The organism is Exiguobacterium sp. KRL4 (assembly GCF_001870785.1).
Taxonomy (GTDB): domain Bacteria; phylum Bacillota; class Bacilli; order Exiguobacteriales; family Exiguobacteriaceae; genus Exiguobacterium_A.
On sequence record NZ_MOLV01000002.1, the window covers coordinates 58,332 to 75,148 of the forward strand.

Sequence of the window (16,817 nt, forward strand, 5' to 3'; positions counted from 1 at the left end):
CTTCCTTTCGCTATAGGAGTGAGTCGTTTGAAAATTTATACTAAATCAGGTGATGATGGAGATACATCCCTCGTCGGCGGACGGGTCAAAAAAAATGACGTCCGGATTACATTGATGGGAGAGCTCGACGAATTAAATAGTTTTGTCGGTCTAGCCCGGACGAAAGCAACTTCGATTGAAGTGAAGGAGCAACTGACGGTCATCCAGCACGTCTTATTTGATTGTGGCAGTGACCTGATGTACGTCGAACAAAAACCATCTCGTCTCAGCGCGACGGCAACGGATGATCTTGAAAGTTGGATTGACAGCTTGACCGTATTGTCACCACCGCTCGATAAATTCATTTTACCCGGAGGAACGGAAGCAGCTGCTTGTCTCCACGTCGCACGGACGGTTTGTCGACGGGTCGAACGAGCGATGATTGACGTCGAACAGGCGCATCATCTGTTGCCGTTCATCAATCGGTTAAGTGATTTCTTCTTTACGGCAGCGCGGTATGAAAATGCCGTTAATCAAAAAGCAGACATCGAATACTTGCGGAGCGCACATGTATTCAAACGAAAGGGTGGAGAAGCATGAGTCAGTCATTTCAAATCTGGAAAAAACAAGGGACGACGTTTCATCTCGTTCCAACCGAAAAATTCAAGACGACGACGGTCCTCGTCACGTTTTCCGCACCACTTGAAGAACAGACATTAACGAGCCGGGCATTGCTGCCTTATATCATGGAGAAATCGACAGCGGCCTATCCGTCGATGAAAGCCTTACGCGAACCACTCGAAACATTGTATGATGCCGGGTTATACGCAGATGCCTCGAAGTTTGGAGAAGAACATGTCATCTCCTTCCAACTTGATATCGTGCGCGGCGACCTCGTCCGTCACGAGACACTTCTTGAAGAAGCCCTTGATCTACTTGAACAGATGATCTTTTATCCCGACTTGACGGAAGGCGGTTTCCGCGAACAGTTCGTCAAACAAGAAAAACGGTTGCATGCGTTACGGATCAGTTCGTTGTATGACGATAAGATGCGCTTTGCGCAACAACGTCTACTTGAATTGATGGCGCCAGGAGAAGCCGTGTCCCTGCCGTCACTGGGGACGTTAGAAGCGCTTGAACAAATCACATCGTCTTCGTTACGCGATACATACCGCTCGATGGTCGAAGAAGACCGAATCGACGTTTTTGTCGTCGGACATGTCACGCAAGATGAGATGGAAGATGCCTTGTCGTTCTTACCATCACATGCTGAAAAGGTCAGCCATTACATTCCGGCTCAAAAACAAGTCGCGGGTGTCAAGCGATCGTCTGAGACCCAACCGATCAAACAGGGGAAATTACACTTAGGCTACCGGGTCGCGGTTGATCCGACGTCAGTCGATTCGATTCGGATGCAAATCGTCAACGGTTTGTTTGGTGGATTCCCCCACTCGAAGCTGTTTATGAATGTCCGTGAAAAAGAGAGTCTGGCGTATTATGCGGCGTCGCGGTATGCGGCTCTGAACGGTGCCTTATATGTGTATGCTGGTGTCGAGACGAAACAGGCGGAGCGAGCAGAAACGATTATCGGCGAGCAATTGACGGATTTGAAAGCCGGAGTGTTCACGGATGAAGAGTTGACGCAAACAAAAGCGATGCTGATCAATGCACGTCGTCAGATTCTCGATCAGCCCGGCCAATTGATCGGTTGGTTAAATGGATCAAAAATGCGTGGACTGACACTGGAAGATGAGATTCATATCATTGAGACGGCGACTCGGGAAGATGTCGTCCGGTTGGCAGCGACAATCGAACTGGAAGCCGTTTATCTATTGCGAGGTGAAGAATAATGGAACAAGTAACGTATCATGATACAGACGAAACCGTTTTTTTTGAACAACTCGATAACGGACTAGCCGTTTATCTTCTTCAGAAAAAAGGTTATGAAAAAACATATGCGACGTTCACGACCCGTTACGGATCGATTGATAATCGCTTCAAAAAAGATGAACAGTGGGTCAATGTCCCGGATGGCATCGCGCATTTTCTTGAGCACAAGATGTTTGAGTCGGAGCAAGGGGACGTCTTCCAACAGTTTGGACGGCTTGGTGCTTCGGCCAATGCCTTTACGTCGTTTTCCCGGACAGCCTATCTGTTCTCGGCGACTTCATTGATTGAACAAAATCTCGAAACGTTGATTGATTTCGTCCAAGATCCGTACTTTACGGCGGAAAGTGTTGAAAAAGAAAAAGGCATCATCACCCAGGAAATTCAGATGTATCAAGATAATCCGGGGTGGCGTCTGTTCTTCGGTCTGATTGAATCGATGTACGCCAAACATCCGGTCCGGATCGATATCGCGGGAACACCGGAATCAATCAATCAAATCACGGCGGAAGACCTCTATACGTGTTACCAGACGTTTTATCACCCGTCGAACATGGTGTTGTTCGTCGTCGGAAATATCGATCCGGCAGAAACTTTAGCCCTGATCAAAGCGAATCAGGCGAAAAAGAATTATGCGGATCGTCCGGCAATTGAACGGGATTACGGCGTTGAACCAAAAGCCGCTGCCCGTAAACGAGTGGAGTTAGAACTCGACGTCAAGACACCTAAAGTGTTGATTGGTTATAAAGATACGTCACTTGGTGGCGAAGAGCAGCTGCGTCGTGAACTGACGAGTGAACTTTTGTTACACCTGTTGTTCGATCAGACGTCTTCGACGTACCTTGCGTTGTATGAAGATGGTTTGATTGACGATACGTTCAGCTTTGATTACTCGAGCGAAGAAGAATTCGCCTTTGCGACATTCGGAATGGAAACGGAAGATCCGGATCGTTTCATTACGGTGTATGAAAAATTATTAGCAGCCCGTCCGGTGTTCGAAGAGACGGAAGTCGTTCGCAAACGAAACATGATGCAAGGGAAATTCCTCCGGGCACTCAATTCACCGGAATTCATTGCGAATCAGTTTTCGCGTCATGCGTTAGCCGGGACGAACTTGTTTACGTTACCGACGTTGATTGCATCCATTACAAAAGAAGAAATCGAAGCCCGTTTTGACGAATTGTTTGCGCTTGAAAATCGTTCGATTTCAATCGTCAAACCGTATGCTTGACCGATGCGGATTTTAATTACGGGAGCGAGTGGGGCAATTGGTTGGGCAACCGTCTTACGTTTGGCGGCAGACGGGCATGAGCTGGTCTTGCACACCCACCAACGGCGACACGAACTCGAACAGATGGTGAAACAGTTGCCTGTGACGACACAAATCGTCGCAGGCGATCTGTCTGACCGGGGAAAATTGACGGCGTTTTGTGAAGCATTGCCTGCAGTCGACGGATTCGTTCATATCGCCGGGACTAGTTTCAGTGGTCTGCTTGTCGATCAAGCGACACGATCAATCGAAGCGATGATGACGTTACACGTCGAGTCACTGATTCGTATTTCTCAGGCATTGACGAAAAAAAAAGCTTTTTCAGCACCGTTGTCCATCGTCATCGTCAGCAGTGTGTTAGGTGAGTTTGGTGCTGCCGGAGAAGTCGTCTATTCGACATGTAAGGCGGCACAACTTGGTTTCGTCAAGTCGTATAGTAAAGAGCTTGGCGCGATGAACGGACGTGTGAACGGCGTCACACCAGGTTGGATTGAGACACCGATGAACGCTGTTTTTTCAGAAGAAGACCGTCAACAGGCGATTGCAGAAATCCCGGCCGGTCGTTTCGGACAGGTCGAGGAAGTCGCATCAGCGATTACATATTTAATCCGTCAAGAGTCCGCCTATATGAATGGTGCCGTCCTCAAAATTGATGGTGGTTGGATGTAATCCGCTGAAATTTGGCAGGGGAATGCTTTTCATTTTTCAAAAAATCATTTAACATGAGGGATGGATAACCGATTTTAAAGGGAGGCTTTGCGCGTGAGTGAATTCGAACAGTGGTATCTAGAGTACGAACTGAACGTCAATCGTCCTGGTATTTTAGGGGACATCGCGTCACTCATGGGGATGCTACATATCTCGATTGTCACGATCAATGGTGTCGATCACCAGCGGCGCGGCATGTTGTTGCAAACGAAGCAACCGGATCAGATCCCGCGACTCGCAGCCATCTTGAAGACGATGTCGACCATCGATGTGATCAAATTGCGTAAACCAAAACTACGCGACCGGATTGCGATTCGTCATGGACGTTATATCGATCACAGTAGCGGCGAAATCAAAACGTTCCGATTTGTCCGGGAAGATTTGGGGATTCTCGTCGATTTCATGGCGGAGTTATGCAAACAGGATGGTCATCTGTTGATTGGTGTCCGAGGCATGCCACGGGTAGGGAAAACCGAATCGATTGTCGCCGCAAGTGTCAGTGCCAACAAAAAGTGGCTGTTCCTCTCGTCGACATTGATCAAACAGACCGTTCGGACGTCACTGTTTGACGATGAACGGACAGGTGATTATGTGTATATCATCGATGCCCTCGTCTCACAACGACACTTTGATGAACGACATTGGCAAATATTACGTGAAGTCATGCGGTTGCCGGCTACGAAAATCGTCGAACACCCGGACGCTTTTGTTAAATCAAGCGAATATACGTGGGATGATTTTGATTACATCATTGAACTACGCAACACGACCGAAGAGATCATTGTCACCGAACCACCGCGGGCCCATGGAGGGAACGATTGGTTCAATTTCGAATAAGTATTGAAAATGGAAGGTGTGTTACCGATGACCGAGCTCGGAACCTACTTAAAGGAGCAGCGGGAGACATTAGGTATCTCTCTCGAACAAATCCAAAGTACAACTAAAATTCAAAAACGTTACATCATTGCGATTGAAGAAGGCGATTATAAACAATTGCCAGGTGCCTTTTATGCACGGGCATTCATCAAAACGTATGCAGAAGCACTTGGGTTGGATGTCGACGAAGTGTTTGCCACGTATAAACGTGATTTGCCGGAACCAGAAACACAACCGGTCGTCGAATTGTCTCGCCGAGCGACCTATTCGAAATCGACGGCGCCGAAGAAAAGTGTCGCCAAACGCTGGATTCCGAATATCATCATCATTGCCTTGATTTTTGCGATTGGAGTCGCCCTGTACTACGGATTCCAGGCATTCCGCGATGGCGATGATACGACGACGTCTACACCTCCACAAAGTGAAGTCACGATTGATGAAGGGGACGCACCAAGCGAGGAAACCGACACCCCGGTAGCAGAGGAGCCGAAGGAAGAACCGGCGAAAGAAGAAACCGTGCCTGTCAAAAAAGAAGAGAAAAAACCATTGCCTGTCAAAACGACGGTTGGTCAAGATATCACCTATGAAGTGCCGGCGGATGATACAATGAGTGTAACGATCCGTATCAAAAAAGATGCCTCACCGTCTCCGTTTGTCGGTGTTCGTGATACGTCGCTAGAAGGGGAGGCACTTGCCCCAGACCACATCAATGCGTCCGATCCTAACCCGATTGTCGTCAAAAACGTCAAAACGGATGTGATTCGGATTCGGGTTGGTTCAATCAAAGGGATTGATCGAATTCTCGTTAATGATCAGGAGCTTAAGCTTAACCGCTCCCTCCTCGTTCAGAACATTTATCTAAAGAAAGTAGCCACGCCGTAAGGCGTGTCTTCTTCATGTCAGCAGGATGCTGGCATACATAACTCGAAAAGGAGGGATACGAGAATGAACTTACCCAATCAATTGACGGTCTTACGCGTCTTATTAATTCCCGTGTTCGTAGCTGTCTTAGCAATCAACCCAGACTGGGGACAGTGGGATGTATTAGGGGCGGAACTCCCTGTTGCTCATTTCGTCGCCGCGATGATTTTCTCAGTCGCCGCCATTACCGATTGGCTTGACGGGTATCTGGCACGAAAAAACAAATTGGTCACAAACTTCGGCAAATTCATGGATCCTCTCGCCGACAAGATGCTTGTCGCAGCGGCACTGGTCTACCTCGTCGAGCTTGACTTCGTCGCCGCCTGGGTCGTCGTCATCATCTTATGCCGTGAATTTGCCGTGACAGGTCTACGTCTCGTCGCATCCGATGAAGGAATCGTGCTTGCTGCCGGAAACTCAGGTAAAGCAAAAACGTGGGTTCAGCTCACGTCGATCATTGCCTTTTTATTACACGACATCGGATTTGCTTTACTCAACATCCCGTTTGCGGAAATCACGATGTGGCTTGCGTTAGTCTTGACGATTTATTCAGGTCTTGAGTATTTTTCGAAAAACATCAAGTTAATTACGAAATCGATGTAAGTTATCTCAAACAAGGCTGTTCGCTAAACCGAACAGTCTTTTCTTATAGTTAGGAAAGCGGGGAATCAGGATGAAAGCAGAAATCATTGCCGTTGGAAGTGAGTTATTGTTAGGGGAAATTGCCAACACGAACGCTCAGTATCTATCGGAGTGGCTTGCGACATGCGGGATCGATGTTCATTACCATACGGTCGTCGGTGATAATCGGGAACGGATGACCGACGTCATCAGACGAGCGCAGGGGCGGGTCGACCTTTTGGTGATCACCGGTGGACTCGGACCAACAGAAGACGATTTGACGAAAGAAGTCGTGGCGGAATTACTAGAGCGCTCGTTGCAGGTCGACCAACCGGCGTATGATCGAATCGAAGCGTTCTTGAAAACGCGGGGACGAACGATGACGAACAACGAGAAAAAACAAGCGCTTATCATCGAAGGGGCCGATGTGTTGACGAACAATGCGGGACTTGCACCCGGTATGTCCGTTCATACGTCGGCCCATCAGTACATCTTGTTACCCGGTGTACCACGGGAAATGAAACGGATCATCGCAGATCATTTCGATCATTTGTTAGGTAAAGAAACGATCAAATCAAGAACACTCCGTTTTTTTGGAATCGGAGAATCCGCCTTAAATGATCAGTTGGCGGATTTGATTCGGACGGCGCGTAACCCGTCCGTTGCGCCCTATGCGGAACTGGCGGAAGTTCGTTTACGTGTGACGGCGAAGGCACTTGACGAACAAACAGCCCTCGAGATGCTTGATCGAATCGAACGCCAAATACGTGATGAAGTCGGTACTTATTTTTATGGATATGGTGAGACGAGTTTACCGGAAGTCGTACTGGATGACTGCCGGAAAGCCGGGTTAACCTTATCCGTAGCGGAGTCCTTGACTGGTGGTGCTTTTGCGAGCGGCTTGACCGACATCAAGGGGGCGAGTGACGTCTTCCGCGGGAGTGCCGTCGTCTACTCAGACGTCGCAAAAGTCAACGTCTTAGGAGTCGCACAAACGTTACTCGATCAACAAACCGCAGTCAGTCGGGAGGTCGCCATTGCGATGGCGGAAGGAGCGCGAGCACTCTATCAGACGGATCTTGCGATGGCCTTGACAGGGGAAGCTGGACCAACGAGTAACAGCGGACAAGCAGTTGGCACGGTCTATTGTGCCTTGGCGCAAGCGAGCGGGACGGAAGTGCTTGAACTGACGTATCCGGCCTTCGACCGTGGTATGATCAGGTTGCGATCGGTTAAGGATGCGTACTTCATGTTGATCAAAAACATCAACCACTCAGACAAACGTGGTCAAAAATGAATTCTTTCAAGTATACGAATAAATGTTCGTAAAATGCTTGTTATTCGGTCTCAAAAGAAGTACAATAATCTCAGTAAGATAAATAAAAGGAGGCCTGCTACGTGAGTGATCGTAAAGCAGCACTTGAGATGGCGTTACGTCAGATTGAGAAACAATTTGGTAAAGGTTCAATCATGAGACTTGGTGAGAATGCAGATCAGAGAGTATCCGTTATCTCGTCTGGATCAATCACATTAGATATCGCACTTGGTGCAGGTGGATACCCACGTGGACGGGTAATTGAAGTCTATGGTCCAGAGTCTTCTGGTAAAACGACTGTAGCGCTTCACGCGATTGCAGAAGTACAAAAACAAGGTGGTCAGGCCGCCTTCATCGATGCCGAGCACGCACTCGATCCAGCATATGCAAGTAAACTTGGTGTAGACATTGACGAGTTATTATTATCACAACCAGATACAGGAGAACAGGCACTTGAAATCGCTGAAGCGCTTGTCCGTTCAGGTGCTGTTGATATCTTAGTCGTCGACTCCGTTGCTGCACTTGTACCAAAAGCTGAGATTGAAGGCGAAATGGGTGACTCACACATGGGGCTACAAGCTCGTTTAATGAGTCAAGCTTTACGTAAACTTTCTGGTGCGACAAATAAATCCAAAACGATCGTCATCTTCATCAACCAGATTCGTGAAAAAATTGGTGTCATGTTTGGTAACCCGGAAACGACTCCAGGTGGACGTGCCTTGAAATTCTACTCGTCTGTTCGTCTAGAAGTTCGTCGTGCGGAAGCTCTTAAAAACGGAACAGACATCGTCGGAAACCGGACGAAACTGAAAGTCGTTAAAAATAAGATTGCACCACCATTTAAACAAGCCGAAGTCGATATCATGTATGGTCAAGGTATCTCGAAATTCGGTGAGTTGATCGATCTTGGGACGGATCTTGATATCGTTCAAAAAAGTGGAGCCTGGTATTCATACAATTCGGAACGTCTCGGTCAAGGACGTGAGAATGCGAAACAATATATGATCGAACATCCGGAAGTCGCGGATGAAGTCGAACGGTTGATTCGTGAGCATCACGGTTTGGTTGATCGGAAAGATCCAGTCGATTTCGAAGAAGGTCAAGCGGAAGATATGTTCGCGGAATAAGTTGAAAAAGAGTGGAATCGATTCAGATTCTGCTCTTTTTTAATGGAAAAGAGGAAAAGATAGGAATTCTTTCCCGCCCGTTCGTTGACAATGAACGAGTGCTATCCTTACAATATAGATGTACGTTTTTTAGACAGCTTCGATGAATAACCGAAATGAACTAAGAAACACCTTGCAAAGGGGAGGTGAACCCATGGATACAACAACTTGGATTGTCATACTTCTCCTCACATTACTGATCGCATTCATCGTAGGCTACTTCTTGCGGAAATCGATTGCAGAAGCGAAGATTCAAGGTGCGGAAACAGAAGCGACGAAAATCGTGGAACGTGCACAAGTATCAGCGGAAGCAACGAAAAAAGAAGCATTACTCGAAGCGAAAGATGAAGCTTTCAAACTTCGGACAGAAGTGGAAAAAGAACTTCGTGAACGTCGTCAAGAGCTAACGAAACAAGAAGGACGATTGCTCCAGAAAGAAGAGACACTCGATCGCCGTGTTGATTCCATCGACCGTAAGGAAGAGCAGATCAATACACGTGATGCAGAGATCACGAAACGGAAGCATCAAGCTGAAGAGTTAGAACGAAAAGTAGAGGACCTGTATGAACAGGGACGCCAAGAGCTCGTACGTGTTGCGAATCTTTCGCAGGACGATGCTAGAGCTATCATCATGGATGAGACAAAACAAGCTGCCATGCACGACGCAGCAATTCTTCAAAAAGAAATCGAACAAAAAGCAAAAGAAGAAGCAGACAAAAAAGCACGAAACATTCTTTCACTTGCGATTCAACGGTTCGCCGCTGAACATATCGCAGAGACGACGGTTTCCGTCGTCAACTTACCAAATGACGAGATGAAGGGCCGGATCATCGGTCGTGAAGGGCGAAACATTCGGACGCTCGAAACATTGACGGGTATCGATTTAATCATCGATGATACACCAGAAGCCGTCATTTTATCCGGATTCGATCCGATTCGCCGTGAAGTGGCGAAGATGGCACTTGAAAAGCTTGTTCAAGATGGTCGGATTCACCCGGCTCGGATTGAAGAGATGGTCGACAAGTCACGCCGGGAAGTCGATGAACGAATCCGTGAAATCGGTGAAGAAGCGACGTATGACGTCGGCATTCACGGGATTCATCCGGATCTCGTTAAAATCCTCGGTCGCTTGAAGTACCGGACGAGTTATGGGCAGAACGTTCTTTTCCACTCACTTGAGGTGGCTCACCTTGCCGGCATGATGGCAGCTGAGCTTGGAGAAGATGTGACGCTTGCGAAACGGGCAGGTCTCCTGCACGATATCGGAAAAGCCGTTGACCATGAGGTCGAAGGAAGTCACGTGGAGATCGGGGTTGAACTTGGTACGAAGTACAAAGAACATCCGACCGTCATCAACGCGATTGCTTCTCACCACGGGGACACGGAAGCGACATCTGTCATTTCTGTTCTGGTCGCAGCAGCCGATGCTTTATCTGCAGCACGTCCAGGAGCACGTCAAGAAACACTCGAAAGTTATATCCGACGTCTTGAACGTCTGGAAGAAATCTCAGAATCATTTGACGGTGTCGAGAAGTCCTTCGCGATCCAAGCAGGTCGTGAAGTACGAATCATCGTTCGTCCTGATGTCGTCGACGATGTTCTTGCGCATAAAATGGCAAGTGATATCCGGAAAAAAATCGAAGAAGAACTCGATTATCCGGGTCATATCAAAGTCACGGTCATTCGGGAAACACGAGCAGTCGAATACGCAAAATAAGCAAAGTGGCGGGCGACCGCCACTTTTTTTAATTACTTGGAGGAATGTTTTATGAAAATCTTATTTGTTGGTGACGTCGTAGGGGCACCGGGGCGTCATATCCTGCAACAGTTTACGTCACGGATTAAAGCAAAATACAATCCGACTGTCATGCTGGTGAATGGAGAAAACGCGGCACATGGTCGGGGAATCACGAAATCGATTTATCATCAGTTACTCGAGCTTGGTTTCCATGGCGTGACGATGGGAAATCATACGTTTGACAACCGGGACATCTTTGATTGGATTGACGATGCGGACCGGATCGTCCGTCCGGCGAACTATCCGGAAGGTACACCGGGACGCGGAATGATGGTCTTAAAAGTCGGCAACAAAAAGATTGCTGTCATCAACGTCCAGGGAACGGTCTTCTTGCCAGCACTCGGTGATCCATTCCGGACCGTCGATCAGTTGATTGCGGAAGTTGAAGGGGAAGTCGATGCGATTTTCGTTGACGTCCATGCAGAAGCAACAAGTGAAAAAATCGCGATGGGCTACCATTTAGCAGGGCGTGTCCAAGCAGTCGTCGGAACGCATACCCACGTCCAGACAGCGGATGAACGGATTCTTGAAGGCGGAACGGCTTACATCACGGATGTCGGCATGACGGGCCCACTTGATGGTGTCCTCGGTATGCGAAAAGAAGATGTCTTACGTAAATTTAAAACTCAGCTCCCAACCCGGTTTGAAGTTGCGGAAGGACGGGAACAGTTAAATGGAGTCTTGATTCATATTGATGATGTATCGAAAAAAGCAACTAAAATTGAACGGATTCATTTGACGGATCAATCGATTTTCTTTGATTAAGTGTTGATTTTTGATTGGGAGGTACATGCATGGACGTCCTGAAAGTATCAGCTAAATCGAATCCGAACGCGGTCGCAGGAGCGCTCGCAGGTGTACTTCGAGAGAAAGGTTCTGTCGAAATTCAGGCAATCGGTGCAGGTGCACTCAATCAATCCGTCAAAGCGGTTGCGATCGCAAGAGGATTCGTCGCACCGGCAGGGATGGATCTGATCTGTATTCCGGCATTTACCGACATCATGATTGATGGTGAGGAACGGACGGCAATCAAACTAATCATTGAACCACGATGATGCATCATTGGACATAGGTCCTACGTTAAGCTAGACCATTTACTCGCTGGAGTAGATGGTCTTATTTGTGTACTATCCAGGATATTTTCAATCGATTCATTTGAGGAGGATTGTACAACTATCCGGAAATCGGTATCATGAGGGAGGACAGTGAAGCAGACAGCTTCAATCATTTCAGGGGATAGAAGGAGCGAACGTCGATGTACAATCAATTGTCATGGAAAGTAGGCGGTCAGCAGGGGGAAGGAATCGAATCGACAGGTGAGATCTTTGCCATTGCCCTGAACCGCTTAGGTTATTACTTATATGGATACCGCCATTTTTCTTCACGGATCAAAGGTGGTCACACGAACAATAAAATCCGGGTCGCAACACATGAAGTCCGGACCGTTGCCGACGATCTCGACATTCTGGTCGCTTTTGACCAAGAAACAATCGACGTCAACTTCCATGAGTTACGTCAAGGAGCGATCATCATTGCCGATGCGAAGTTTAATCCGACGAACCCGGATCAGACACGGGCCGTCCTCTATCCGATTCCTTTTACGGAAATTGCGGCAGGACTCGGCACATCCTTGATGAAGAATATGGTCGCCATCGGGGCATCGAGTGCGATTCTCGGCATCAAGTCGGAACGTTTCCAAGCCGTCGTCGAACAGATTTTTGGACGGAAAGGACCCGAGATGGTCGAGAAAAACTTATCGGCAATCCGGGAAGGAGCCGCGGCATTTGAAGCGATGGCTGGAACGGCTGAACGCTTTATTTTAGATCCGGCCGATGGACAGCAACGGATGTTCATGATCGGGAACGATGCGATTGCGCTTGGTGCGGTTGCAGGCGGGGCCCGCCTGATGGCCGCCTACCCGATCACGCCATCGTCGGAAATCATGGAGTACTTAATTAAAAAATTGCCGCAGTTCGGTGGAACCGTCGTTCAGACGGAAGATGAGCTCGCGGCGGTCACGATGGCAATTGGTGCCAACTACGCCGGCGTCCGTGCTTTGACGGCGTCAGCTGGACCGGGATTGTCCTTGATGGCAGAAGCGATCGGTTTGTCCGGGATGACGGAGACCCCACTCGTCATCATCGATACACAACGCGGTGGCCCTTCAACCGGACTGCCGACGAAACAGGAACAGTCCGACTTGATGGCGATGATTTACAGCACCCATGGCGAGATTCCGAAAGTCGTCCTGGCGCCGTCGACCGTTGAGGAAGCCTTTTATGATGCGGCAGAAGCCTTTAACATCGCGGAAGAGTATCAATGCCCGGTCATTCTCTTGACGGACTTGATGTTGTCGCTCGGTAAACAATCCGTCGAACCGCTTGATGTCAATCGGGTCGAAATCCGGCGCGGGAAGTTGATCTCAGGCGAGCTGCCGGAACTTGAAGGCAAAGCCTATTTCAAACGGTATGAAGTGACGGAAGACGGGATCAGTCCGCGTGTCGTACCGGGAACAAAACATGGGATCCATCACGTGACCGGTGTCGAACATAACGAAGAAGGTCGTCCGTCGGAAGCGACGAAAAATCGAGTCGATCAGATGACGAAACGCCTCCGGAAGTTGAATCAGTTCCGGATGAAGGATGCCGTCCTTGTCACCGAACAGCATGCGATACCGGATATCCTGTTCGTCGGCTTCAACTCGACGCGTGGAACGATCGAGGAAGTGATGCCACGTCTTGAAGCACAAGGCATTCATGTCGATCATCTCCATATCCGTCAGATGCATCCGTTCCCAAGTGAACTGGTCCGCCCGCATCTTGAGCGGGCCAAACAAGTCGTCGTCGTCGAATACAATGCGACGGGACAACTCGCGAAACTGATCCAGATGAACTGCGGTTTTGCAGAAAAGATCGAACATATTTTAAAATTCAACGGCGATCCGTTCTATCCGGCAGAAGTGGTCGAACAAGTCGTTGCAGGAGGGGTTTTCCATGGCAACCTTTAAAGATTTCAGAAACGATGTCAAACCGAACTGGTGTCCCGGCTGCGGTGACTTTTCGATTCAGGCGGCCATTCAACGGGCGGTCGCAAACGTCGGACTCGAGCCGGAGGAACTGGCTTTGATTTCCGGAATCGGCTGTTCGGGACGGATTTCCGGTTATATCAATACGTACGGGTTCCACGGCGTTCACGGCCGGTCGTTACCGATTGCCCAGGGTGTCAAGATGGCGAACCGTGAGTTGACGGTCATCGCGTCCGGAGGTGACGGGGACGGATTCGCCATCGGGATGGGGCATACGATTCATGCGTTCAAACGAAATGTCGATATGACGTACATCGTCATGGACAATCAAATCTATGGTTTGACAAAAGGACAGACATCCCCAACGTCGGCACTTGGCTTCAAGACGAAGTCGACACCAAAAGGATCAATCGAAAAGAGTGTCTCACCGGTTGAACTGGCGCTGACGGCAGGCGCGACGTTTGTCGCCCAAAGTTTTTCAAATGATTTAAAAGGATTGACGAGTCTGATTGAACAGGCGACACAACATAAAGGATTTGCCTTCATCAACGTCTTTAGTCCTTGTGTCACGTTTAATAAAGTCAACACGTACGACTGGTTCAAACAAAATTTGACGAAACTGGATGATCTCGAAAACTATGACGCAACTGATCTCGATCTCGCGAAACGGGTTGTCCATGAACATAACGGCCTCGTCATGGGCTTGATTTATCAAGACAGTTCGCGTCCGGATTATCAGTCACAAATCGACGGTTATGCGGATCAGGGGCTGACTTTTGCGAATCTCGATATGAATGAAGAAACATTTGATAAACTTGCGGCTGAATTCATGTAAACTAGAAGTGAATGATTGTTTGGTTAGTTGGGGATGCTCAATACTTGGTCTTGACCGATTAGAGAAAGAGGCAAGGACCACGAAGGAGTCGGGGAATGATGACAAAATTAGTGACAGCTGTAGAAGATACGACGAAGGTAAAGACGATGCGGGCACTCGTCAAAGAAGAACGGGGATTTGGCGCCGTCTTAAAAGAAGTGGCAGTTCCGTCACCAAAACGCGGTGAAGTCTTGATCCGTGTCGAGGCGACTTCAATTTGCGGGACGGATGTCCACATCTATGAGTGGGATGCTTGGGCTGCGTCACGCGTCAATCCGCCCTATGTCTTCGGACATGAGTTTTCAGGTGAAGTCGTGGAGCTGGGGGAAGGAACAAAACGTCTGAAGCTCGGTGACCGGGTCTCGGCGGAAACACACATCGTCTGTCATCAGTGTAAACAATGTTTACGCGGGCAATACCATATTTGTAAAAACACAAAAATCATCGGCGTCGATACACAAGGCTGTTTCGCTGAATTCGTCGTCATGCCGGAAGAAAATCTTTGGGTCAATCCGGAAGATATGCCGGCCGGTATCGCGTCGATTCAAGAGCCGATGGGTAATGCCGTCCATACGGTCCTCGCCAGTGACGTCAGTGCCAAGACGGTGGCAATCGTCGGCTGTGGTCCAATCGGATTGATGGCCGTATCCGTCGCGAAAGCGGCAGGAGCAGCAGAAGTGGTGGCGATTGATGTCAATCCGTACCGTTTAGAGCTTGCGAAGACGATGGGCGCGGATGTCGTCATCGATTCGCGTCATGAAGATGTCCTCGAGTGGGTCCGGATGATGACGGACGGGGACGGCATTGATGTCGTCTGTGAAATGAGCGGTCATCCGGTCGCGATTGGTCAAGCGTTTGAGATGGTGACAGCAGGAGGAGACGTCAACATCCTGAGTCTGCCGGTCAAACCGGTCGAAATCGACTTGACGAATCATGTCGTCTTTAAAGGGGTTCGCGTGCAAGGGATCACGGGCCGGAAAATGTATGAGACATGGAGTCAGGTATCGGCCTTCCTGTCGAGCGGGAAAGTCGATGTCAGACCACTGATTACACACACATTACCACTCGAACGGTTTGAAGAAGGATTCGAATTGATGCGACAAGGGAAATGTGGAAAGGTCGTACTACAACCAAGGGGGACGAATTGATGGGTTTTGAGCATTTACGGACAGAATTAGAAGAGATGAAACAAGCGGGAACGTTCCGCGAACTCGTCGCACTCGAAAGTGCCCAGCACAACCGGGTGACGGTCGACGGGAAAGAATTGATTCAATTGTCGTCGAACAACTATCTTGGACTCGCGGCGCACCCGCGTCTCGCGAAGCGGGCAGCGGACGCTGCTCTTGAATTCGGTGCCGGAACAGGATCGGTCCGGACGATTGCCGGAACACTCGAAATGCACCAAGCATTCGAACGGGAACTGGCGACATTTAAGCATACGGAAGCGGCACTTGTCTTCCAATCAGGATTCGCGACAAACCTCGGTGTGTTGTCAGCCTTGCTTGGACCGGAAGACGTCGTCATTTCTGACGCCTTGAACCATGCATCAATCATCGACGGTATTCGTCTGACAAAAGCGAAACGCCGCATTTATAACCACGTTGATCTCGCGGACTTGGAAGCGGCTCTGCAGGAAACACAAGACGCGCGGACACGTCTCGTCGTTACGGACGGTGTCTTCTCGATGGACGGTAATATCGCGCCACTCCCAGAAATCGTTGAACTGGCTGAAAAATATGATGCCCTCGTCATGGTCGATGATGCCCATGCATCCGGTGTTCTCGGAAAAAGTGGCCGCGGAACCGTCAATCACTTCGGTCTCGACGGACGGGTCGCGTTGCAAGTCGGGACACTCTCAAAAGCGATCGGTGTTCTCGGCGGGTACGTCGCCTGTGAACAACACGTCAAAGACTATCTGATCCATAAAGGCCGTCCGTTCTTGTTCTCGACGTCCCATCCACCGGCAGTCGTCGAAGCGAACCGGGAAGCTCTCCGCGTCATGGAAGAAGAAACAGAACTGTTTGACCGTCTCTGGGAGAATACGGAGTTCTTTAAGCAGGGACTACGTGATCTTGGCTTTAACATCGGAACATCGACGACGCCAATCACACCGGTCATCGTCGGCGACGAAGCGTTATGTCATCAGTTGTCGGACCGCCTGCGTCAGCATGGGGTCTTTGCGCAAGGGATTGCCTTCCCGACGGTCGCAAAAGGAAAAGCCCGTGTCCGGACGATCGTCACGGCAGAGCATACACGTGAGGACTTGGAACAAGCGCTCGAAGCGTTTAAACAAGTCGGGCAAGAGTTGAAATTGATTTAACAAAAATGAATCGGATCTAAAGGTGGATCTCGGCGACGAGGCCACGAATCAGGTTTA

The 16,817-nt window shown here is 49.1% G+C and carries 16 protein-coding genes; all 16 read left to right on the plus strand.

The features are described from left to right. The first annotated feature begins 27 nt into the window (after positions 1 to 27). The 16 genes from BLD48_RS01605 to BLD48_RS01680 all read left to right on the plus strand — a co-directional run bounded on the left by BLD48_RS01605 (position 28) and on the right by BLD48_RS01680 (position 16,760). Positions 28 to 579, plus strand: coding sequence for a cob(I)yrinic acid a,c-diamide adenosyltransferase (locus BLD48_RS01605; RefSeq protein WP_014969996.1), 552 nt, complete (start codon positions 28 to 30; stop codon positions 577 to 579). Next, positions 576 to 1,829, plus strand: coding sequence for an EF-P 5-aminopentanol modification-associated protein YfmF (gene yfmF, locus BLD48_RS01610; protein WP_071498679.1), 1,254 nt, complete (start codon positions 576 to 578; stop codon positions 1,827 to 1,829). The genes BLD48_RS01605 and yfmF overlap by 4 nt, the downstream gene beginning before the upstream one ends. Further along, positions 1,829 to 3,097: an EF-P 5-aminopentanol modification-associated protein YfmH gene (yfmH, locus tag BLD48_RS01615; protein ID WP_071498680.1), complete on the plus strand. Its 1,269-nt coding sequence runs from the start codon at positions 1,829 to 1,831 to the stop codon at positions 3,095 to 3,097. Before yfmF ends, yfmH begins: the two co-directional genes overlap by 1 nt. A gap of 3 nt (positions 3,098 to 3,100) precedes the next feature. Then, positions 3,101 to 3,805: an elongation factor P 5-aminopentanone reductase gene (gene ymfI / locus BLD48_RS01620; protein WP_071498681.1), complete on the plus strand. Its 705-nt coding sequence runs from the start codon at positions 3,101 to 3,103 to the stop codon at positions 3,803 to 3,805. A 93-nt stretch (positions 3,806 to 3,898) separates the two neighbouring features. After that, entirely contained in the window at positions 3,899 to 4,681 is a 783-nt protein-coding gene (locus tag BLD48_RS01625; RefSeq protein WP_014970000.1) for a DUF3388 domain-containing protein, read from the plus strand. A 27-nt stretch (positions 4,682 to 4,708) separates the two neighbouring features. Continuing rightward, positions 4,709 to 5,602 carry a helix-turn-helix domain-containing protein gene (locus BLD48_RS01630; RefSeq protein ID WP_071498747.1) on the plus strand — a complete coding sequence of 298 codons (894 nt, stop codon included), beginning with the start codon at positions 4,709 to 4,711 and terminating at the stop codon, positions 5,600 to 5,602. A gap of 63 nt (positions 5,603 to 5,665) precedes the next feature. Further along, entirely contained in the window at positions 5,666 to 6,244 is a 579-nt protein-coding gene (gene pgsA, locus BLD48_RS01635; RefSeq protein ID WP_014970002.1) for a CDP-diacylglycerol--glycerol-3-phosphate 3-phosphatidyltransferase, read from the plus strand. A 70-nt stretch (positions 6,245 to 6,314) separates the two neighbouring features. Beyond that, complete coding sequence (locus BLD48_RS01640) at positions 6,315 to 7,559, plus strand: competence/damage-inducible protein A (protein ID WP_071498682.1); 1,245 nt, start codon at positions 6,315 to 6,317, stop codon at positions 7,557 to 7,559. 101 nt (positions 7,560 to 7,660) lie between these two features. Next, positions 7,661 to 8,704, plus strand: a complete 1,044-nt coding sequence (gene recA, locus BLD48_RS01645; protein ID WP_071498683.1) for a recombinase RecA — start codon at positions 7,661 to 7,663, stop codon at positions 8,702 to 8,704. Positions 8,705 to 8,897: 193 nt separating this feature from the next. Continuing rightward, positions 8,898 to 10,460: a ribonuclease Y gene (rny, locus tag BLD48_RS01650; RefSeq protein ID WP_014970005.1), complete on the plus strand. Its 1,563-nt coding sequence runs from the start codon at positions 8,898 to 8,900 to the stop codon at positions 10,458 to 10,460. 51 nt (positions 10,461 to 10,511) lie between these two features. Next, positions 10,512 to 11,306, plus strand: coding sequence for a TIGR00282 family metallophosphoesterase (locus BLD48_RS01655; RefSeq protein WP_071498684.1), 795 nt, complete (start codon positions 10,512 to 10,514; stop codon positions 11,304 to 11,306). A gap of 29 nt (positions 11,307 to 11,335) precedes the next feature. Further along, complete coding sequence (locus tag BLD48_RS01660) at positions 11,336 to 11,596, plus strand: stage V sporulation protein S (RefSeq protein ID WP_012369932.1); 261 nt, start codon at positions 11,336 to 11,338, stop codon at positions 11,594 to 11,596. A gap of 200 nt (positions 11,597 to 11,796) precedes the next feature. Continuing rightward, a complete protein-coding gene (locus BLD48_RS01665; RefSeq protein ID WP_071498685.1) occupies positions 11,797 to 13,548 on the plus strand; it encodes a 2-oxoacid:acceptor oxidoreductase subunit alpha in 1,752 nt (583 codons plus the stop codon). After that, positions 13,535 to 14,401, plus strand: a complete 867-nt coding sequence (locus BLD48_RS01670; RefSeq protein ID WP_071498686.1) for a 2-oxoacid:ferredoxin oxidoreductase subunit beta — start codon at positions 13,535 to 13,537, stop codon at positions 14,399 to 14,401. The genes BLD48_RS01665 and BLD48_RS01670 overlap by 14 nt, the downstream gene beginning before the upstream one ends. Before the next feature lie 95 nt (positions 14,402 to 14,496). Next, positions 14,497 to 15,588 (plus strand): L-threonine 3-dehydrogenase, encoded by a 1,092-nt coding sequence (tdh, locus tag BLD48_RS01675; protein ID WP_071498687.1) that lies wholly within the window; start codon positions 14,497 to 14,499, stop codon positions 15,586 to 15,588. Next, entirely contained in the window at positions 15,588 to 16,760 is a 1,173-nt protein-coding gene (locus BLD48_RS01680; RefSeq protein WP_071498688.1) for a glycine C-acetyltransferase, read from the plus strand. Before tdh ends, BLD48_RS01680 begins: the two co-directional genes overlap by 1 nt. Positions 16,761 to 16,817: the final 57 nt, after the last annotated feature.